The organism is Picosynechococcus sp. PCC 73109 (assembly GCF_001521855.1).
Lineage (GTDB): Bacteria > Cyanobacteriota > Cyanobacteriia > Cyanobacteriales > MRBY01 > MRBY01.
Genome location: NZ_CP013998.1, coordinates 1,651,914 through 1,671,737, shown reverse-complemented (window position 1 = coordinate 1,671,737; position 19,824 = coordinate 1,651,914). Strand labels below are relative to the sequence as shown.

Below are 19,824 nucleotides of genomic sequence, written 5' to 3'. Positions count from 1 at the left end.
GGGTAGGAGTTTTTTGCTTTTGGGAAAGTCTTAAAAGAATCAATACGAGCGGAACATGGCTTGGGTGCCTTGTTCGAGGGCATCAGCTAACTGGGCGGTGTCTTTAAATTTTTGGGTCGCTAAAGTTAAACCGGGTAGTTTGAGATCTGCAAGACTTTCATTGACTAGGCGGAGGTCTTTGATGATGTGTTTGACCATAAAGCCCGGTCGAAAATCCCTGGCGGTAATTTTGTGACCGAGGTTGGCGATCGCCCAGGAACCAGCCGCCCCAGTCTGACAAACTTCGATCATTAAATCTGGGTCAAGGCCTTGGGATTGAGCCAACTGAATCGCTTCACAGAGGGCCACCATGTGGATTGCACAGAGGACTTGGTTGCACATTTTCACGGCTTGACCACTGCCTGTATCTCCACAGTAATAAATATTTTTTCCCATGGCTTTTAGGTAAGGTTTGGCTTCGTCAAAATTCAGGAGATCGCCTCCGACCATAATCGTCAAAGTGCCATTTTCTGCGCCAACATCCCCGCCACTGATGGGGGCATCGAGGAACCGGAGATTTTTTGTTTTGAGGGTTTTGGCAATTTCTTGGGCTGCCGGTTTTCCAATGGTGCTGAAATCAATGATTAGGGCATTGGGTTTTGCGTCGTGGATTACCCCTTCTTCTCCTAGGAGAACCGATTTCACGTCGGGGACATCGCTCACACAACTAAAAATGTAATCTGCATCATCTACCGCAGTGGCGATCGCCGGGGCAACGGGCAAACCTGCTGTGGTGACCCTAGCCAAGTGGGGACTGGCAGCGGCACGGTTCCACACAGTGACTTGATAACCTTTTTTCTGGAGGTTGAGGCTCATCGGTGCCCCCATGACCCCCATACCGAGAAATGCAATTTTTTTCGTCATCGTTTAAGTATCAATGATGATCAAGATCGCCTCTAGGTTACTCCGGGAACAACTGAATTTCCGGAGACTCTAGATCATCTGCGCCTTGTTTTAAGGGATCTGTCTCTGGGAAAATATCTGCTTCTGGTACTGCGGGACTGGACTCAATCTCTTCCTCAGACGAACCTTCAGCCGTTTCCGGGGGCGAAGCCGCTTCTGGTTCTAGTGTTGATTCGGGCGCGGTTGATTGTGGGGTTTCAATCTCTGGAGTATTTGGAGGGACTGCTTCAATTTCGGGCGCGGGAGCAGGTTGTTCAACCTCTAGCACTGACTCAGATTGACTGGGGCTTGTCTCCTCAACGGTCGCAGCGGGTTCTTCTTCGGTTGGCATTGCTTCAGGGAGATCAGGAGAAGGGCTGGATTCTGCTTCTGGTGCTACCTCTTCTTCTAAGGTTGGCAAGGTTTCTTCTGGAGCAGGGGTCATTTCTGTTTCTGCTGGTGGCGTCGCTTCATCAACTTCCGGAACAACGGTTGGTGCTGGCTCTAATGTTTCTTCTGGGGCAGCCGTTTCGACTTCGGGCGCAAGAGGTTTGGTGGTGACGAGGCGTTTCGCGGTTCTGAGGGAGAGTTTGTTTTGGACGAGCTTGGCGAGGGTGTCGTTGAGCTTCGGATCGTAGTTGATAACGCGGACAGGGCTATTGTAGGTATTTTCTAACAGTTCCCCTTGGTCATCGATAAATTCTAGCTTGAGCCAGTTTTCGCCTTTCTTGAAGCCTTCGAGGTAAATGGGATGCCAGTCATCGAGAATAAAGCTCTCACCATTGATGGTGATCCGGATACGCCAGTCATTCACATCATCACTATTGTCGGCCTGGGCAATGAAGTGCAGTGGGGCATTGGTCAGATAAAAATCCAACATGATCGGCTCAGCACCATAGGTTCCCTGGGGGCGGCTATAGGTGAGGAGGGGCTGTTGGAAATCAGGAATATTGTTATTACTTTTGGTGAAGATATTAAAAGTAGTTTCGGCGTAGGCACCTTCGTTTTTAAAGCTTTCGTGCCAAGGACGGGAAGCAAAGGCGCGGATCAGGTGGCTACCGGGACTGAGGTTTTCGAGGGTGACGGGTTTGCTGGTGTCGTAGACGGCAATGTAGGGCTGGTCATCGACAAAGAGGTGAATGTGCGGCCCCATGCCTAGTTCTTCGTCCTTGAAAATGGGTAGGTCATTGACCTGGAGTTGGACGTCGATGGTGGTGCTGTTAAAGGTTTCGTCGGGACGGGGACTGAGAATTTTGACCTGGGGTTGGTACTGGTCTAATTCTTGGCGCAGTTCGGTAATTAGGCTGGGCGTCGCCACTTCTGTGAGGGCTTGGGTGGTGACGGGCGTCGGTTCGCGATTGAGATCACTGGCGAGGCGGGCATCGAGGCGATCGCCACAACTCCACAGGCCCAATGCCAAAATAACGAGGAGAATAATCCGCTTAAACATTTCCCACAGTCCTTGATAAGCCACGCTTTTTATCTTCTCACTGACCTGACAAACCGCCAACATCCAATCAGAAGAATGGCTTTACCAGCGAATTTTGTAGAGATGGAACAGTTCGCCCGATTGTTCTTTGACGATTTTTGCGCCGGATTTTTTGATCAGGGCTTGCCAGTCGCTTAGGTCTTCGAGGAATACTTCCGCGCCCAGGTAGGTTTCCAGGATTGACCAGTCTTCGGCCATGTCTTGGCTTGGGTCAATCACATCAAAGACAAAAAAGCCCCCTGGTTTGAGGACACGCCGGACTTGTTCTAACACGGTTTCCCAATATTCCAAGGGATAGTAACAGCTAAATCCGGTGGCGATCGCCAAATCGAAAAAACTGTCCTGGTAGCTTTCGAGGTGATGGACGGGTTTGTTCGAGATGCCTTTAAACAGTTTGGAATTGAGTTGGGGGGCGCGGGATTGGAGGATTTCTGTGGCAACTTTACTGATGTCTTGGCCATAAAAATAGGCATTCCAGTCGCGCCAAGGGTAGATCAAAAAGCTGATCCCGCAACCGAGATCGAGGCAAGCTTGGTTTTTTTTCGGTTGGGCCAGTTCCCAAAACTTCGAGGTAACGCGGTTCTGGAGCTTACCGGATTGCCAGTCGAGGAAAATGGGTAGGGCTTGCACTTCGTCGGGGAGATCGGGCTTTTGGTTTTGATATTCTGCGTCGAAACGTTTGGCGATCGCCTCCGTGAGGGTAAACCAATTTAATTCGCGGTTGTCGGTGGGTAACTGGGAAAACATGGGCCGCCCCGAAGTTTAGAAAATTCAAACCATTCCATTGTACAAGTCTCAATCTACAGGGAATCCGTCATCGCAAGTTGGGGGATAAAGTCAGTTTCAACAAGGCGGAGATTAAGGCTGAGTTGTAGTTGCTGGCAGAGGGTATTGATCATGTTTTGGATGTCATCGGCCACAAACGTAAGACCGGGGATTAGAGGCTCGCCAAAAACTTTTTCATATAGTTCTGGATCGGAATTTAGACGAATCGAACCGTGCTGCAAAATTGCCCCTTGGCGACGCAATTGCGCTGATCCAATCAGTTTATAACCAGATTCCGTTACCAAATCTGCCTTGGTATGGGTGCGAAAACAGCTATCAAAATGCCCGTAATTTCGTTGCTGGTGGCCATAACTTAAAGGAATTCCCAATTCCCCAAACCCAGCGATGAGAAATTGGCAGAGGGTTTCGTAGTTTGTTTGGCGATCGCCTTTTAACCCAGACGTAATAATCGCGTAGGTGAGGTCTCCCTGATGAAGCACTGCTCGTCCACCGCTCGGACGCCGCACCAGATCGATTTTTTTGCCTTGGTAGGTCAAATCATTCCAAAAATCAGGATATTTTCGTTGGTGGTAGCCCAGGGAAATCGCCACCGGTTCCCAGGTATAAAATCGCAGTACGGAGGGGATTTTGCCCTGGAGATGCTGATCCAAAAGCCACGCATCGATCGCCATTTGGGTTTCCCCAGACGCTTCGATGGGCGGAATATAGTGCCAGACTTCAGCCATTACAAAAGATTTTTCGGGAGATAGCCGAGGATTTTCTTAATGTCCTGGGTGCGGTGCTTATCCACAATCAGGGTCACATCCCCCTGGCGCACCACCACCACGTCTGCAACTCCTAGGGTTACTACCGTTTCGTCGGGGTTATCACTATAGACAATCGCCCGTTCTGTCTCGAAGGCATGGTGATTCCCCACACAAACATTGGTCACCGCATCGGGGGGGAGTAACCGTTCGAGCGATCGCCAATCCCCCAGATCATCCCAACCGAATTCTGCGGGCAACACATAGGCGTGCTCGGTTTTTTCCATTAGAGCGTAGTCGATACTAATTTTCGGCAAACTATTGTAGGCGTCGATGCCTTGATTTTGAAGCGGTTCTAGGATCTCCGGGGCGTAGCTGGCGAGTTCCTTGAGGACGGTGCGGATCGAAAAGAGAAAAATCCCGCTATTCCAGCTAAATTTGCCCGTTTCCAAAAAAGATTTCGCAACGGCAGTACCGGGTTTTTCGTAGAACTGATTCACCTTAAAAATGCCCGTTTCAACCGCTTCTCCCTGCTCGATGTAGCCGTAACCCGTGGCGGGATAGTCCGGTTTGATGCCGATGGTGGCGATCGCCAATTTATCTTTGACAAAATTCGCGGCGTGGTCGAGGGTTGCCCGGAATTTATCTGGGTCGCCAATCCAATGATCCGCCGGGAAAAAAGCAACGACCGTATCCTCTGGGTAGTATTGCGCCAGCTCTAAACAAGTCCAGGCGATCGCCGCGGCCGTATCCCGCCGTTCCGGTTCCACCAAAATATTACGCTGGGGCAGTTGGGGCAGTTGTTCCCGCACCAGATCCGCAACTTGCGCCGCCGTAATCACCCAGAGATCTGTCCAATTGTCCTGGGAAACTAGACGATTTGCCGTCGCTTGGAGCAAACTCACCCCAGACCCATCGAGGCTGAGGAACTGTTTCGGGCGGTCTTGACGACTGAGGGGCCAAAAACGTTCGCCCTTACCACCAGCCAAAATTACGGGGATGAAAGTCATAGGTTGGGAGTGCTTAATTACGGTAGGCCTTCGCTGAAGCGCGAATCCAGGTTACAGCAGCAATGGTAAAGGGGATCAAGAAAAATAAAAAGCCAAACCAGAGGGAATTTGCCCGCACAAAGGGCTGACTGATCATTAGGGCAATAATGAGGCCACAGTACACCAGCCCCGCCACGGGTAAGCCCAAAACCAGCACAATAAATTTTGTATCCTGATCCATCCTGCAAAATTCCCTTGGTAAATGCCGTTGCCGTTGATTCTAGCTATGGATCCGGGGTTCCGGGTGGAGGATCGAGAGAATTTCACTTTCGGCGATCGCCAATTCCTCAAGCCGCTGATTCACCAAATCTTGCTCGTAATAAGTCGTTGCCAATACCCAATAAGCCCCATAATGCCGCGCTTCCGAGGCCATTAACCCCCGATAAAATTTTGCCAAATCCGGCTCCGGGCAATGTTCCCCCAACAGCCCTAAGCGTTCGTGGGAGCGGGCTTCGATTAACGCTGAAATTAACAACGAATCCAACAGCCGTTCCGGTTCCTGGGGTCGGATCAATTTGCGCAACTGGCCGCCATAGGGGGGCGCATTTAATGGCGCGAGGGGAATATTTTTCCGTTCTAGCCACTGGTTCACCAGCTCGAAATGCTCTAATTCTTCCTTGGCGATCGCCGTTAATGCTTTCACCAATGCCACCGCCGAGGGATACCGGAACATCATATTTAGGGCGACCCCCGCCGCTTTCCGTTCACAGTGGGAGTGATCCAGCAAAATCGTATCCAAATTATTGAGGGCGAGTTCGATCCATTCCGGGCGGGTTGGCTCCTGAAGAAACTTGATCCGGGGTAAAGTCGCAGCAGTCATAGATTTGGGGAGATGGCGGACAACTCAACAGTATATAGTTTCCCCAAGCCCGATGCAGAATAGCCGCTATCGAGAGCAAGTTTCCTGCGAGAACGGCCACAACTCTTTATAATTTTTGGAGCAAAATTTACCGTAGCAAAGGTGATCGCCCATGAATCTCAGAAAAAACAAATTGACCTGGTACATTACCGCCCAAATTGGGGTTTTGATGTTTCCCTTTGGCCTCTGTCTCCTGGGGGAATCGATCACCCGTCGCATTAATGGGGAACCCTGGTTTTGGTGGGGCACTGTGAGCCTAATTGTTGTCAATGCTGGCCTGGGGCTGATGATCGAAAGTGGCCTGATTGGTGGCTTTCCCCGCAATAACAGCGACGACAAAGCAGAATCTTAGACTTTTTTACCATGACTTTTATTCCCCCAAAGAAGCATACTGCGGCAATTAACGGTCTACCCTTGAGCTACTACGAATGGCATCCGGGTGGTGAACCAGTGTTATTACTCCATGGTCTCGCGGATCATGGTTTGGTGTGGGCCAGCTTGGGGGAAAGTCTGGGGAAAAAATACCATGTGGTTGCCCTGGATCTGCGGGGTCATGGGGACAGTGGCAAACCGGAAACGGGTTATACTTTCGCCGATTACAACGCTGATCTGGACGGCATTTGTCAGCATTTCGGCTGGTCGCAGGTGAATCTCCTCGGCCACAGTTGGGGGGCAAAAATTGCTGCTGTTTGGGCAACCCAAAATCCTGAGAAAGTGAAAAGCTTGATTCTCTTTGATCCGTTTTTTATGGGACAACTGCCCCTCTGGTGGCGTTACACCTTCCCCATCGGCTACCGGGTGCTGCCTTTTTTAAAACTGTTGGGTCAGTTCGAGAGCTATCACCAGGCCGAGGCGATCGCCAAAAAATTGAAGCAATATCGCGGCTGGAACGAGTGGCAACAGGCGATTTGTCGGGAAAGCTTTCTGGAAAATCCCGACGGCACTTGGACAAGCAAATTCGTGAAACGCGCCTGCGATGAAATTCTGCTTGATATTCTCCGGGTCAATGGCCTCACACAACCCCTAGGGATGCCGAGCCTGTTTGTGCAACCAGAGGGAGGATTAAATCGCCTCGAATTCCAGCTCAAGCCCTACCGTCAATATTTAACGAATCTCCAATGGCAAAAAGTCCCCGGCAACCACTGGGCCCACATGGTTGAACCGGAAGCCTTTAATCAGGCGATCGCCAATTTTCTCACTAGAAGTTTATAGATATCTCACACCAGACTATCGTGATCTTTTCGGCGATGAAAATATGATGTGTCATTAATTTTGGGAGTAAATATCCAATCCAAAAGGCGATCGCTCCCTAACTCATGGCAGGGGTTCACCAGCGTCAACCCCGACTAACAGGAGCAACTAACTTTCCTTGTATGCCTCCATCCCCTCACAGGAGCAGACCAAATTTCTGTCCCCATAGGCATTATCAATCCGGCCCACCGTCGCCCAGAACTTATGCTGTTTCAGCCAAGGGGCAGGATAGGCCGCCACCTCACGGGAATAAGGATGATTCCATTCACCACAAATAACCGATTCCGCCGTATGGGGCGCATTTTTCACCGGATTATCTTCCTTAGAAATGTTGCCCGCTTCAATCAGGCGAATTTCCTTCCGAATCGCAATCATCGCCTCACAGAAACGGTCTAACTCCTCTAAAGATTCACTTTCAGTGGGTTCGATCATCATCGTCCCCGCCACGGGCCAAGAAATCGTCGGCGCATGGAAACCATAATCCATCAAACGTTTTGCCACATCCTCCACCGTAATGTCTGCCGATTTCCGCAAATCCCGCAGGTCGATAATGCATTCATGGGCAACACAGCCATTCGTCCCTTTAAATAACACCGGATAATGGTCATCCAAGCGTTTAGCGATGTAGTTGGCACTGAGAATCGCCGTTTGGGTTGCCTTCGTTAAACCCGCTGTCCCCATCATGGTGATGTACATCCAAGAGATCGGCAGAATACTTGCACTACCGAACGGTGCTGCCGAAATTAAGCCAATATTGTCGGTATTCCCGTCTAAATTGGTCTTGGGCAGATAGGGGACGAGATGGGCGGCGACACCAATCGGGCCAACCCCAGGCCCCCCGCCACCGTGGGGAATACAGAAGGTTTTATGTAAATTCAGGTGACAAACATCCGCACCGAAATCCCCCGGCCGACAAATGCCCACCATCGCATTCATGTTTGCGCCATCGAGGTATACCTGGCCGCCGTTGTCATGGATCACTTGGCAGATGTCTTTGATTCCCACCTCAAAAACCCCGTGGGTCGAGGGATAGGTGACCATTAACGCGGCGAGATTCTCTTTATATTTTTCGGCTTTAGCTTTGAGATCCTCTAGTTCAATATCCCCTTGGCTACTGCAACATTTAATCGGGATCACCTTAAAACCACACATCACTGCACTGGCAGGGTTTGTGCCGTGGGCGGATTCGGGAATCAGACAAATATTCCGCTGGCGATCGCCGTTTTTGATGTGGTACTGGCGGATCACCTGTAACCCTGCATATTCCCCTTGGGAGCCAGCATTGGGTTGGAGGGAAACCCCCGCAAATCCAGTGATTTCAGCCAGCCAATGCGCCAACTGGTCACACATTTGTTGATAGCCTTTGGTTTGACTACGGGGCGCAAAGGGATGCATTTTGCCAAAACTTGCCCAGGTGACCGGCATCATTTCCGCAGTCGCGTTGAGTTTCATCGTGCAGGAACCCAGCGGAATCATCGAGGTGGTCAGCGATAAATCTTTGCTCTGGAGGTGATGAATATAGCGTAGCAACTCCGTTTCGGAACGATAGCGATTGAAGACGGGATCCGTTAAAAAGTCACTGGTACGGCGGAGAGTTTCAGGGAAGTTCGGCGTAAAATTCTGGGCGAGCTGGGCGTAGGTAAAGAGAATTTCGGCATCGCTAAAAATTGCCCAAATGATTTCAATCTCGCTGGCGACCGTGGTTTCATCGCAACTGATGCCGATATTACCGTCCGCAAAGTAGCGGAAATTATAGCCCTGTGCCTCGGCGCGTTGACGAATGGCTTGCGCTTGCTCTGCCGTGGTTTGAACTTTAAGCGTGTCAAAAATTGGTTCTTGATTGGACGCAAAACCGAGTTTATCTAACCCCGTCGCCAAGATTTGCGTGTGTTGCTGCACTTGGGTGGCGATCGCCTTTAGCCCTTCAGCCCCGTGGTAGACCCCATACATCGAAGCCATCACCGCCAGCAGCACCTGGGCTGTACAAATATTACTGGTCGCCTTGTCTCGCCGGATGTGTTGTTCACGGGTTTGCAATGCTAGCCGTAAAGCGGGTTGACCCTGACTATCCTTTGAGACCCCGACGATGCGCCCCGGAATTTGCCGTTGATATTTTTCTTTCGTCGCAAAATAAGCCGCGTGAGGCCCACCATAACCGAGGGGAACCCCAAACCGTTGACTGGTTCCCACCGCAATATCAGCGCCCATTTCCCCCGGTGGCGTAAGCAAGCATAAACTCAATAAATCCGCTGCCACCGTGGCGATCGCCTTTTGATCGTGAGCTTTTTGGATAAACGCCCGATAATCAAAAATTGCCCCATCCGTCGCCGGATATTGCAGCAACACCCCAAACACAGCCTCAGTCATCTCAAAGGTGCGATGATCACCAACGATCACCTGAATGTCTAGGGGAATCGCCCGTGTCCGCACCACCTCAATCGTTTGCGGATGGCACAATTCCGACACAAAAAACGTATTCGCCTGCTTCTTCTTACAGAGTCCATAGCTCATCGCCATCGCCTCCGCCGCCGCTGTCCCCTCATCCAACAACGACGCATTGGCAATCTCCAGCCCCGTCAACTCAATCACCATCGTCTGGAAATTTAACAACGCCTCTAGACGACCTTGGGCAATCTCCGCCTGGTAGGGGGTGTAAGCCGTGTACCAACCCGGATTTTCTAAAATGTTGCGCTGAATCACGGGCGGGGTCACACAGTCGTAATAGCCCATGCCGATGAAATTTTTGTAAACCTGATTTTGGTTGGCGATCGCCGCCAGGGTGTGTAAAGCCTCTTGTTCCCCCTTCGCAGCGGGTAAATTCATTGCTAATTTTTGGCGAATCTTGGCGGGAACCGCTTGATCAATCAAGGTTTCCAACGCGTCATACCCTAAAAATGCCAGCATTTTTGCCATTGCCCCATCACTAAGACCAATGTGACGGCGAGCAAAAGAATGATCCTCAGAAGCATGAGAAAGCGGCGGCAACTGTTGCAAATTAACCATGAAATCACCAGAAAAAAGCAGGCTTAAGCACTTATCATAATAGGGAAAAATCACCCCCCACGGGCTGCTGATGTGGTTCTCCAACCTAAGATTTCCCATCACAACATCCCCCAACCCCAGCGTAAGGTCGCCCACCCCATGTCCCTAATGTCTCTCCGGGCGGGACTGTGGGGCCCTAGGCCATACCCTTTTCCCTCAACGCTCATCCGATGGAGGTTCTACACTTTGTGGCGACCATTTTAGTCATTGAAGATGAACTCAGTGTTTTAAATATTTTGCGGGACATTCTAACCGCCGAAGGGTTTGCTGTAATCACAGCGACCGATGGGCAAATCGGCTTAGAAACGGCCTATGCGCAGCTCCCCGATCTCATTATTTGCGACGTAAATTTACCGCGATTAGACGGGTACGGTGTCCTCAAAGCGCTCCATAGCAACTCAACCACCACCACTATTCCATTTATTTTTCTGTCAGCCCGCGCTTCCCGTTCTGCCCAACGCCAAGGAATGGATCTAGGGGCCGATGACTACATTCCCAAGCCCTTTACCCGTCAGGAACTGCTCAATGCGATCCGGGGACGCCTCAGTCGCCGTCAGGGTCTCGCCCAACATTCAGCGCAACAGTTAGAGCAACTGCGGCGCAATTTAACCATGGCCCTCCCCCATGAGCTGCGCACTCCCCTCCAAGGCATCATGACCTCAGCGGAGTTGCTGGGGGAATGTTGGGAAACCCTAGACCGCCAAGAAATCCGAGAAATTAGTGAGAGCATTCGTATTTCAGCCAGTCGCCTCCATAATTTAATCCAAAAGTTCTTGCTATACACCAAGCTCGATTTAGCCACCCACGATCCCGACGATTTTCACCTCTGGTATAGCCCTGTCACCGAGAAAAGTGACACGATCATCACTACTTTGGCCCGACAAATTGCCAAACAATACCAGCGACCAGAGGACTTGAAGCTGGAGTTATGTGCGGCGAAGGTTGCCATCTCAGAGAAGTGGCTTGTTACCCTGGTGCAGGAAATTGTCGATAATGCGTTTAAATTTTCAGAGCACACTTCCCAAACCCAGAAACGCATTCTGCTGAAAAGTCGGATCAGTGGCAATGTATGGCAGTTAGCGATCAAAGACCACGGTCGTGGCATGAGCCCAGAGCAGATTCGGGCCTTGGGTGCCTATATGCAGTTTGACCGTCAACAGTATGAGCAGCAGGGGTCTGGTCTCGGATTGGCGATCGCCGAACGGATCGCAAAAATTTATAATGGGACGGTGACGATTAAGAGTACTGTAGGGACAGGAACCACGGTGATTGTCACATTTCCGACTGCGACTTCGGAACAAATTCCGACAGAAAACCGCCTCAGTTAGTGCCCGCTGTTATTTTTTCTCCATGAGTCAATTACACAATGCCTTTACCCTGTTTGTCAGCCTGTTGGTGGAGGCGATGCCCTTTCTGCTACTGGGGGTAATCCTTTCGAGTGTGCTGTTGGTGTGTGTAGATGAACGCCAACTGATCCAGCGTTTACCGAAAAATCCAGTTTTAGGGGCTTTTATGGGCAGTTGCATCGGGTTTTTGTTTCCGGTGTGTGAATGTGGCAATGTGCCCGTGGCCCGTCGCTTTATGCTCCAGGGGATTCCCACGTCCGTGGCGGTAGGTTTTTTGCTGTCGGCCCCCACCTTAAATCCGGTGGTAATTTGGTCGACTTGGATCGCCTTTCGGGGCCAACCGGAAATCGTCCTCTATCGGGTGCTGGGTTCCTTGGCGATCGCCACCATCGTCGGGACAGTGTTTAGCGTCGAATCAGATCCCAAAAAGCTGCTCCAACCGAAACTGGCCCAACGCTTAAAATTTGTCCAGCAGGTCAACGAAAACCAGGCCCAGGCAGCAAATACCAGCCCTCTGCTCCAATCGGGGACATTTTTCCTCGGCGCCCAGCAGACAGTCCCCCTCGAAACAGTGGCGACCCAAATGCCAGCACCAGCGACGACCCAAGACCGGAGCTTTAAAACCCTCTTTGGGGCCTTGGTTAACAATATTTCTGTGGAATTGCGGGAACTGGGGGCGGTATTGATTTTTGGTAGTGCGATCGCCGCGTTGATCCAAGTCTTTGTGCCCAGGGAAGTGGTCTTGAGCCTAGGCCAAGGGACGATTACCTCCATTGTGGCGATGATGCTGTTGGCGGCGATTGTTTCCATCTGTTCGACGGTAGATTCTTTCTTTGCCCTGTCCTTTGCTTCCACCTTCACGACGGGTTCCCTGTTGGCCTTTTTGATTTTCGGGCCAATGATCGATATCAAAGCAGTCGGCCTGATGCTCTCAATTTTTAAACCCCGCTTTATCCTGTATTTTTTCCTCTTGGCGGGTCAGCTCACCTTTCTTTTTGCCCTCGGCTATAGCTATTTCCTTTAGGGGGCCAAGGAATTTTAGCGGGGAGACGCGTTCCAGTTTTCCAGAAGTCCGCCGCAACGTACAATAAAGACCGTCTTCACAGTTTGAGTTCTATGCAGTACCACGCACAAGTTTATGTTACTCTCCGTCCCTCTGTTCTTGATCCGGCTGGTGCCGCTGTCGAATCAGGTCTAAGTCAATTGGGCCATGGGGGCGTCTCTGGGGTACGCATTGGGAAGTATATCGAATTAAATCTTGCCGCCGCTGACGAAGCAGAAGCCAAGGCGAAAGTAGATCAAATGTGTGATCAACTGCTTACCAACCCAGTCATTGAAAATTATCGCTTCGACCTCACCCCCCTGAAATAACGATAAATTTCCGCCCGATCTTCCCTTGCAATCCTTCAATTAATTGGTAACGACACGATGAAATTTGGTGTAATTGTTTTCCCTGGCTCAAACTGTGACCATGACATGGCAATGGTGACGGAAGGGATTTTTGGGCAGCCGACGCGGATGGTCTGGCACCAGGAAACAGATATTACGGACATCGATGTGATTGCGGTGCCTGGGGGCTTTAGCTACGGGGATTATCTCCGCTGTGGGGCGATCGCCCGCTTTTCTCCGGTGATGCAGAGCGTCATCGACCATGCTAATCAAGGGAAATATGTGCTGGGGGTTTGTAATGGCTTTCAGGTGTTGACGGAAGTGGGTCTGCTGCCTGGGGCTTTGGTGCGCAACCGAGATCTGCACTTCATTTGCGATCGCCAATATCTCCGGGTTGAAAACAATGATCGGGTCTGGACAAGGGGTTACCGCCAAAACCAGGTGATCAATATTCCCATCGCCCACGGAGAAGGACGCTACCATGCCGACCCCGAAACCCTCAAGGCGATCAAAGATAAAGGTCAAGTTCTCTTCCGTTACTGCGATGCCCAAGGCAATGTAAATGAGGCTGCCAATCCCAACGGTTCTCTCAATAACATCGCTGGCATTACCAACCAAGCTGGCAATGTTTTAGGAATGATGCCCCACCCGGAACGGGCCGCCGATGGCAGCCTCGGTTTAGTAGACGGGAAAGGTTTATTTGAAGGATTATTAAATCTCGTCGCCAGATAGCTTGAGGATTGAGTAAAAGTAGCAAAAAACCGCTCTAGACGACCATTAAATTGCTTAACGAGATCTAACTGCCAAGGCTCAAAAATTAAGATGGCGTCGGTTGAGACTCCAGGTAGCGTAGAAATTCTAGCAACTCATCATCGGATAACAATTGGCGCGATCGCTTGCCATAGGTTTCTAGCAAATAAGTGCGGCCCTGCTCACTAGACCAGCGCAAACGCTTGAGCTCCACATCAGTGCGGGCAATAATCTCAGAAAAATCTAACGCATTTGTCGAGCTGCCTGCTGACCCTAAATCTAAGCTCGTATCGGGTGTCGCTTGGGGTTGCTCTAGGGGGATTTCGGGAGTCTGGTCTACGACCTGAGCCGGAGATGGCAAGGGCAAATCATTTTGTTGATGGCTCGGTATCGGTGCTGGGTTTGTAGCCGCTGTCACTGTGGAGGTAGCCATGACAGGTGCTGGTTTTGCAGAGACGACCGGAGCTGCTGGAGGAGATTGAACGGGCATGGTCTGCTTCGCGGGGGCTGGTGCCGGAATTGCCCCAGATCCCAAAAGATTTAACGCTCGGATTCTTGCTTGATCCTCCGCCTGTTCCACAGAGGGGGCTGCCGCCAAACCACTGGCGAGTTTTTTCCCTTCCAATTCCACCACAACCCGCACAATAAACTGGCCATGTTCAATGGCTGCCAGTTCACTGATTAAGCCCCCATAGGGATAACGCTGCCGAAAAATCTCTGGTGTCATGGAACGCAATAGGAAAAATTTGACTCAATTTATTAGTTGAGTGCAATTGTACCCTTATTCTTCCTAATTCAGGGCAATTTGCTAGTGAATTCCCTGGAGGCCATGGAGAGAATTCCCTTGACAGGGTACAATATCGAAAAAGCATTGTGACAAGATAGTCAACACATACGTCTAGTGGCTTGGTCATTCAGATTTTGCCCTTGTCCCAGCCGCGATTGTATCGGACGATCCTCCTTTAATCACATTGCTTGTTTTTCCGTCGGGTTTGCTTAGCCACAGGCAGTCCCTGCTCTTTTCCTGAAACACGTCTTTTTGGGTCAGTTTCAGAACCAAGTCCCCGCCATAGCCGTTTCCTAAGCGTAATGACCTCTAGAAGGGTTGGTGTGGGAGCTCCCCTGTTCGATGTTTGCTCAAGTTTTTCGACTGTGTACTTGCGAACTTGTCGTTTCCTGAGGTGTTATCGGCCTCGCCCCCATTAGGCTTTGTTTCTTTTGTGAAACGGGCCATCCTTTCGGAAAGGGCATTGTTTTGATCAGTCAACCTTGGGGTTCCTGGGGAATTTGTGGCGTTTCCCATCAGAAATACAGGTCTGTTGACTGTCTAGGTTTAATGATAGCGACAAACAACGGGCTGATACTGCTTTTCTGGTGGACTGTTGTCGTTTCACTTTACTTTCTAACGAAAAGGATAGTTTTGCATGGATTTTTCAATCGCCACACTGCTGTCTTTCTTTACAGATGACAAATTGGTTGCCGGTAAATTCCTCGAAAAGAAATTAGAGTGTCGCTCTGAGGAAGATACAGAACAGCTCCAGATTATTCTTGATGCCCTAGAGCGCTCGAATATTTTGGTGAAGGAACGGGGTAAATATCGCCGGGTGCCGGAAGCGGATGTGGTCGAGGCAAAGCTACGGTGTTCGAGTAAGGGTTTTTGTTTTGCGATCCAGGATTCTGAAGATGCTGATGATATTTATATCCGGGAAAGTTATCTCAGCAATGCTTGGAATGGCGATCGCGTTTTAGTCAAAATCATCAAAGAAGGAACGCGGCGGCGATCGCCAGAGGGAGTAGTCCGTTTAATTTTAGAACGGGCCAATCCTTCCCTCCTAGCGCGGGTGGTCCAAAAAGACGAAGGCTTCCGGGCAGTGCCCCTTGATGATCGCCTCCTGTTTGAACTTGAACTCCAGGACGAAACAGATCGGCTCCAGCAGGCCATTGATCACCTCGTCCATGTTTCGGTGGTGCAATATCCCATCGCCCAGTACCTCCCCCAGGGGTCTGTCACCAAGGTGTTGGGGAGTGATGCCGAGGCCGCCGCTGACACCGATATTGTCTGTTGTAAACATGATTTACTGCGCCAATTTCCCGAGGAGGTTTTGGCTGCCGTTAAGGACATTCCCACAAAACTAACCAAAAAAATGCTCGCCAAGCGGCGGGATTTTCGCGACCAATTGACCATCACCATCGAGGATGAAATTCACCTCACCCCAGAAAACCAAGCCTTCATTGAAAATGCATTTACACTGCAAAAAACCGAGGCTGGACAGTGGCAACTGGGCATCCACTTAGCGGACGTGGCAGAATTTGTCCCGGCCCAGGGAGTCCTGGATCGGTGGGCGAAAAAACATGGTACGGCGGTGTTTCTCGGTCAAATGACCATTCCACTATTTCCACCAGAATTTAAGGAAAAGGTGGAGCTTCGTCCTGGGGGCGATCGCCTGACGATGTCCATTCTCCTCACCTTTGATGACCAGGGGAACGTGGCAGAATTTGAAATTACCCCCAGTGTGATCCGCGTTAACCAGAGCCTGAGTTACCAAAAGATTCAGCACCTCCTCAGTAGTGGGGAAACCGCAGAGGCTGAACTGGCCGATGTCGCAACCCTGCTGAATGATTTAATTTTTAACCTCAGTCCTTTAGTCAAAGCCCAGCGCCTGCAACGGGGCGGTTTCCAGATTTCTCTACCCGAAGTAACTTCTGCTTTTAAAGATGAAGGGCGTTTTGGGACGATGATTGTTTCACCAAGCTTGCCGGTGCGGTCTCTCTTGGCAGAGGTGATGATCTTGGCGGGTCGAGCCGTAGCCCAACATATGCTGGCCCTAGAACTGCCAGCCATCTATTGCTACCAAGCGAATCCTGATTTTGAGAGCCTCGAAAATCTGATTAAGTTGGGCAATAATCTAAACCTGAAGCTCAAGCTCGAATCGGAAGAGGAGCTGTTACCCCACGATTATCAGCACTTTATCCAAGAGTTCAGCCAGACAGACATGACAAAAATCCTGAACTATCTGCTTCAGGAAACCCTGGATGTTCCCCGCTATGGTGCCCATCCCCACCCCCATTTTGGCTTGGCCTACCGGGACGGTTACAGTCGCGTGTGTGCGCCGGGGCAACGCTATGGTGACTTGGTGATGCAGCGTATTCTAAAACTCATTTTCTCTGAGGGGCGCGATCGCCGTTCGAGTCGCGTCAAGGTCGGGGTTAACCTCGGCAGCAGCACTTGTCATAACCAGGTGAACTGGAAAGTGCTACCAACGCCGATCCAAACGGAATTAGAAGAAACCATTGCCAGCCTAATTTTGCAACTCAACGACCAAGAGAAGGTGGCCGATGACGCCGAAAAAGATCTCCAGGGACTCCAAAAGGCTGAAAAAATGAAGGCCCACACGGGACACACTTTTAAGGGATTGATCACCGGGGTGCAGTCCTATGGTTTCTTTGTAGAAATCGAGGATCTGCTTGTGGAAGGTCTTGTCCATGTCAGCTCCCTCAAGGATGACTGGTATGAATATCGCGCCCGACACAGTTGTCTGGTGGGTCGGAAAAATCGCACTGCCTATCGCCTCGGCAATACCGTCGATGTGGAAGTGAAGAGTGTCGATTATTATCGGCAACAGATTGATCTGGCGATCGCCAAAAATACCAATTCAGACCCAGATGACGCGGCTGCGGAAAATTGGGAAGAAGAATAATCACCTGTCTATGACTTAGCTGATGGGGGAAGCGTTGAATGCTTCCCTCTTTTTTTGTGACGATACGGCCCCCGGTGGCCTAGGGCATCCACTCCAGGAAAAAACCCACCTTACTTTCCTTTGCGGCAGTCGAATTATGTTTTTGAATTTCCGTCGCCGCCCGCCAGTGGGACGTGAAGGCATAGCCGGCCCCTAGGGTCGTGATCCCCATTTCCTCTGGGGTCGCTAAGTTAACAAACTGTTGACTCAGGCTAATGGTCGAGGCCCCAGAGCGCGACAAATTAAGCTGCAACTTGGCGCCCACCTCTAGGCCTTCTCGTTCGTAATCTGGGCCAGAAAAGGATTGATAGCCGAGACTAGGGGCAATATTAAAGCGGTTGCCGAGGGGAAGTAAATAATAGTTGGCACGGGCGGCCACCTGGGTGCGATCGCCACTAAACAGGGTATGACCTTCGGCACTGAGGGTCAGGGGAAAATCGGGTTTTACAAAAATATCTTCAACGCCGACACTGATGCCCCCCTGGCGATCATTGCTGGGAAATTGGGCGTATCCAAGCCGCCAGCGGGTCTGAAAACTCGGTTCGTGGCGAATGCTATGGAGCACATCAGGGATCCCTGCTTCGCTCCACCGTTGCAGTACGGGGCTATTGTCAAAGGTTTCTGGGGACAAATCAAGTTGCTCTGGGGTGAGGGTTTGGGCTAGACCTAGAGGGGCAAAGGCGATCGCCAAACTACTGGCCAGCACAACGTTCTGTAATCCGTTTCTCAAGGTTAATGCTCCCCACCACAACAAATATTTTTTCTATCCTAGACTATCCCGCAAACAGATCGAGGGGGAAATGGCCATAGGTACCAGCGAGTTCCGGTTCAGGGGATTGCAGCGCCACCAAAACGCCCCGATACTGACCCACATAGTCATCGAGATAATGGCCCATTTTTTGAGTATTAAATTTTAAATACACCGGGCGATCGCCCCATTCGCCTGGATCAATGGCGATCGCCGCATCGTAACCTAAACCCCGGAGATACTGCTGCACCGTTGTTGTGGCGACGGTGACGTTATCTGCGCAGATGCCAATATTTTCCCAGTCCGCCGCCTGACAAGCCAAACGCAAATTTTGCCGGAGGGTTTCCCGTTCGGCTTCTGATTCTCGGACGGGGGTAGTCACACAGCTTTTTTGCTGCAAAAGGGCGATCGCCGCCGTCAACTCTGGGGAGATACTCATCGGTTATGTCACAAAATAGGCTCGATTTAGCCTAGCAGACTCCCTGGGGCTAGATCCATTCTCCATCTTCGTCGGGGTCTACCCTAGGGGAAGCTTCCTCTTCGGAAGTGTAGGGGGGCGTCAAAATTCGATAGTCAGCATCATAGACAGTACCCGTTTCATCTGACGCTTTGGCAGGCTTTGCAAACGGTTTTGGGGCCGGTGGCTTTGGCATCGCAGCCTCTGGGCCGGGACTAGGACGGGGACGCTGGGGTTTCGGTTGGGGGCGAATCTGGGGTTCTCCTTCACCACCTGTCTGGGGCGGCTGGGGACGGGTCGGCTGTTGGGGAGGTGATTCAATGTCCCAGGTTTCTTCGTCCTGGGTTTCTAGTTCCTTGTCAGTCCAATCATAATTAGCGCGGCTCCGTTCCCAATCGGAACGACCAGTGCGGCGATCGGGCTGGCGAGGAGGACGTTGTTTCAGGCGTTCAAGGCGAGGATTCGGGCGATCGCCTCGATTATTAGGACTAGGATTTGTCCCTTTTAAAAAAAGCTGCAAGAGCAAACTCAGGAGCAACCCAAGCAATACCGCTGCGATAAACCAAATGCTGAGGGGTAACTGCCAGGGAACGGTGCGATTAAATAAAACGAGACCCAGCGCCTGACTATTTTGCAGCAGAAGAACTGCTCCGCCCCCAAAGCAGAGTAGCAACAACAATAACAGTGGCGACCTAGACTCCATAAACAAGCAACGGCGATCGCCTAGGGCGTTTCCGGATTTTCGGTGGGAGACTGGGCCGGAGTTGTCGTGCCAGTGCGTGCCAAAGCCTCGTCCACTTGGGCTAAGAGATCCTTAAGCACCTGTTCATCCGGATATAACTCCACCAACCGTTGCAGATGGGGACGTGCCCCTGCTAAATCCCCCAGGGCTAAACGGGCTTGTACCAAACCTTGCAGCGCATTTGTATTGTCTGGCTCCCGTTCTAAAACGGCTAGAAATCCGGCTTCTTGTTGCTTTAGTTGAGCTTCTTGATCCGCCTGGGGATTCCGAGCCACTTCGGTTGTCGGTTGTCGCACGCTATCAATGATGCCCCCGATCACTGGCACCATCGCAGTTCCCGCAAAGGAGCCCGCACCAATAATCAGGATCACTTTTGTCCAAAATTTCTGTTTCTTTTGTTTGCCTGTGGTGGCCTTGTCAGAGAAAAGAGGCATGGGTTGAGGGGGATGACTTAAAAATCCTATCTATTTTAGCCCATGGCCATGGGAGTTCTAGAAAATGGGATTTAATGGGAA

General features: G+C 50.9%; 20 protein-coding genes. 7 read left to right on the top strand and 13 right to left on the bottom strand.

Features of this window, described 5'->3' with window-relative positions; translation table 11 throughout:
* Window positions 1–39: 39 nt before the first annotated feature.
* Genes AWQ23_RS08000 through AWQ23_RS07970 form a run of 7 tightly spaced genes read right to left on the bottom strand, consistent with a single transcriptional unit; the run spans window position 40 to window position 5,808 of the window.
* The gene (locus tag AWQ23_RS08000; protein WP_062434207.1) at window positions 40–903 is read right to left on the bottom strand and encodes an NAD(P)-dependent oxidoreductase; all 864 of its coding nucleotides are present in this window, start codon (window positions 901–903) and stop codon (window positions 40–42) included.
* A gap of 37 nt (window positions 904–940) precedes the next feature.
* Complete coding sequence (locus AWQ23_RS07995; protein WP_232308871.1) at window positions 941–2,395, bottom strand: hypothetical protein; 1,455 nt, start codon at window positions 2,393–2,395, stop codon at window positions 941–943.
* Between the two features lie 57 nt (window positions 2,396–2,452).
* Complete coding sequence (locus AWQ23_RS07990) at window positions 2,453–3,157, bottom strand: class I SAM-dependent methyltransferase (protein WP_062434201.1); 705 nt, start codon at window positions 3,155–3,157, stop codon at window positions 2,453–2,455.
* Between the two features lie 53 nt (window positions 3,158–3,210).
* Window positions 3,211–3,921, bottom strand: coding sequence for a biotin/lipoate A/B protein ligase family protein (locus AWQ23_RS07985; RefSeq protein WP_157072203.1), 711 nt, complete (start codon window positions 3,919–3,921; stop codon window positions 3,211–3,213).
* Window positions 3,921–4,949 carry a mannose-1-phosphate guanylyltransferase gene (locus tag AWQ23_RS07980; protein WP_062434198.1) on the bottom strand — a complete coding sequence of 343 codons (1,029 nt, stop codon included), beginning with the start codon at window positions 4,947–4,949 and terminating at the stop codon, window positions 3,921–3,923. The genes AWQ23_RS07985 and AWQ23_RS07980 overlap by 1 nt, the downstream gene beginning before the upstream one ends.
* A 13-nt stretch (window positions 4,950–4,962) precedes the next feature.
* Window positions 4,963–5,169: a hypothetical protein gene (locus AWQ23_RS07975; RefSeq protein WP_062434195.1), complete on the bottom strand. Its 207-nt coding sequence runs from the start codon at window positions 5,167–5,169 to the stop codon at window positions 4,963–4,965.
* 39 nt (window positions 5,170–5,208) lie between these two features.
* On the bottom strand, window positions 5,209–5,808 hold the full coding sequence (locus AWQ23_RS07970; RefSeq protein WP_062434192.1) for a tRNA-(ms[2]io[6]A)-hydroxylase: 600 nt from the start codon (window positions 5,806–5,808) through the stop codon (window positions 5,209–5,211).
* Between the two features lie 151 nt (window positions 5,809–5,959).
* Here AWQ23_RS07970 and AWQ23_RS07965 point away from each other — a divergent pair, with 151 nt between their 5' ends.
* Together AWQ23_RS07965 and AWQ23_RS07960 are read left to right on the top strand one after the other, a co-directional pair.
* Complete coding sequence (locus AWQ23_RS07965; RefSeq protein ID WP_062434189.1) at window positions 5,960–6,199, top strand: hypothetical protein; 240 nt, start codon at window positions 5,960–5,962, stop codon at window positions 6,197–6,199.
* 11 nt (window positions 6,200–6,210) lie between these two features.
* Window positions 6,211–7,059, top strand: a complete 849-nt coding sequence (locus tag AWQ23_RS07960; protein WP_062434187.1) for an alpha/beta fold hydrolase — start codon at window positions 6,211–6,213, stop codon at window positions 7,057–7,059.
* A gap of 147 nt (window positions 7,060–7,206) precedes the next feature.
* On the opposite strand, the gene gcvP is transcribed toward AWQ23_RS07960, so the two are convergent.
* The gene (gcvP, locus tag AWQ23_RS07955) at window positions 7,207–10,101 is read right to left on the bottom strand and encodes an aminomethyl-transferring glycine dehydrogenase (RefSeq protein ID WP_062436592.1); all 2,895 of its coding nucleotides are present in this window, start codon (window positions 10,099–10,101) and stop codon (window positions 7,207–7,209) included.
* 227 nt (window positions 10,102–10,328) lie between these two features.
* Here gcvP and AWQ23_RS07950 point away from each other — a divergent pair, with 227 nt between their 5' ends.
* The 4 genes from AWQ23_RS07950 to purQ all read left to right on the top strand — a co-directional run bounded on the left by AWQ23_RS07950 (window position 10,329) and on the right by purQ (window position 13,607).
* Window positions 10,329–11,468, top strand: a complete 1,140-nt coding sequence (locus tag AWQ23_RS07950; RefSeq protein WP_157072202.1) for a response regulator — start codon at window positions 10,329–10,331, stop codon at window positions 11,466–11,468.
* 22 nt (window positions 11,469–11,490) lie between these two features.
* Window positions 11,491–12,510, top strand: coding sequence for a permease (locus AWQ23_RS07945; protein WP_062434180.1), 1,020 nt, complete (start codon window positions 11,491–11,493; stop codon window positions 12,508–12,510).
* Between the two features lie 92 nt (window positions 12,511–12,602).
* Window positions 12,603–12,857 carry a phosphoribosylformylglycinamidine synthase subunit PurS gene (gene purS / locus AWQ23_RS07940; RefSeq protein ID WP_012307160.1) on the top strand — a complete coding sequence of 85 codons (255 nt, stop codon included), beginning with the start codon at window positions 12,603–12,605 and terminating at the stop codon, window positions 12,855–12,857.
* 57 nt (window positions 12,858–12,914) lie between these two features.
* Window positions 12,915–13,607, top strand: a complete 693-nt coding sequence (purQ, locus tag AWQ23_RS07935) for a phosphoribosylformylglycinamidine synthase subunit PurQ (protein WP_062434178.1) — start codon at window positions 12,915–12,917, stop codon at window positions 13,605–13,607.
* Between the two features lie 85 nt (window positions 13,608–13,692).
* Here purQ and AWQ23_RS07930 read toward each other — a convergent pair whose 3' ends face one another.
* On the bottom strand, window positions 13,693–14,352 hold the full coding sequence (locus AWQ23_RS07930) for a hypothetical protein (RefSeq protein WP_062434175.1): 660 nt from the start codon (window positions 14,350–14,352) through the stop codon (window positions 13,693–13,695).
* Between the two features lie 697 nt (window positions 14,353–15,049).
* On the opposite strand from AWQ23_RS07930, the gene AWQ23_RS07925 reads away from it, so the two are divergent.
* Entirely contained in the window at window positions 15,050–17,323 is a 2,274-nt protein-coding gene (locus AWQ23_RS07925) for a ribonuclease R family protein (RefSeq protein ID WP_030008156.1), read from the top strand.
* 79 nt (window positions 17,324–17,402) lie between these two features.
* Here the strand turns inward: AWQ23_RS07925 and AWQ23_RS07920 are convergent, their stop codons facing one another.
* From AWQ23_RS07920 to AWQ23_RS07905, 4 genes are read right to left on the bottom strand one after another with little or no spacing between them, the layout of a single operon-like run.
* Window positions 17,403–18,092, bottom strand: a complete 690-nt coding sequence (locus tag AWQ23_RS07920) for a hypothetical protein (RefSeq protein ID WP_232308870.1) — start codon at window positions 18,090–18,092, stop codon at window positions 17,403–17,405.
* A gap of 43 nt (window positions 18,093–18,135) precedes the next feature.
* Window positions 18,136–18,549: a DUF1824 family protein gene (locus tag AWQ23_RS07915; protein ID WP_062434171.1), complete on the bottom strand. Its 414-nt coding sequence runs from the start codon at window positions 18,547–18,549 to the stop codon at window positions 18,136–18,138.
* Between the two features lie 49 nt (window positions 18,550–18,598).
* Window positions 18,599–19,270 (bottom strand): hypothetical protein, encoded by a 672-nt coding sequence (locus AWQ23_RS07910; RefSeq protein ID WP_062434168.1) that lies wholly within the window; start codon window positions 19,268–19,270, stop codon window positions 18,599–18,601.
* A gap of 20 nt (window positions 19,271–19,290) precedes the next feature.
* On the bottom strand, window positions 19,291–19,743 hold the full coding sequence (locus AWQ23_RS07905; protein ID WP_062434166.1) for a M48 family metallopeptidase: 453 nt from the start codon (window positions 19,741–19,743) through the stop codon (window positions 19,291–19,293).
* Window positions 19,744–19,824 lie beyond the last annotated feature (81 nt).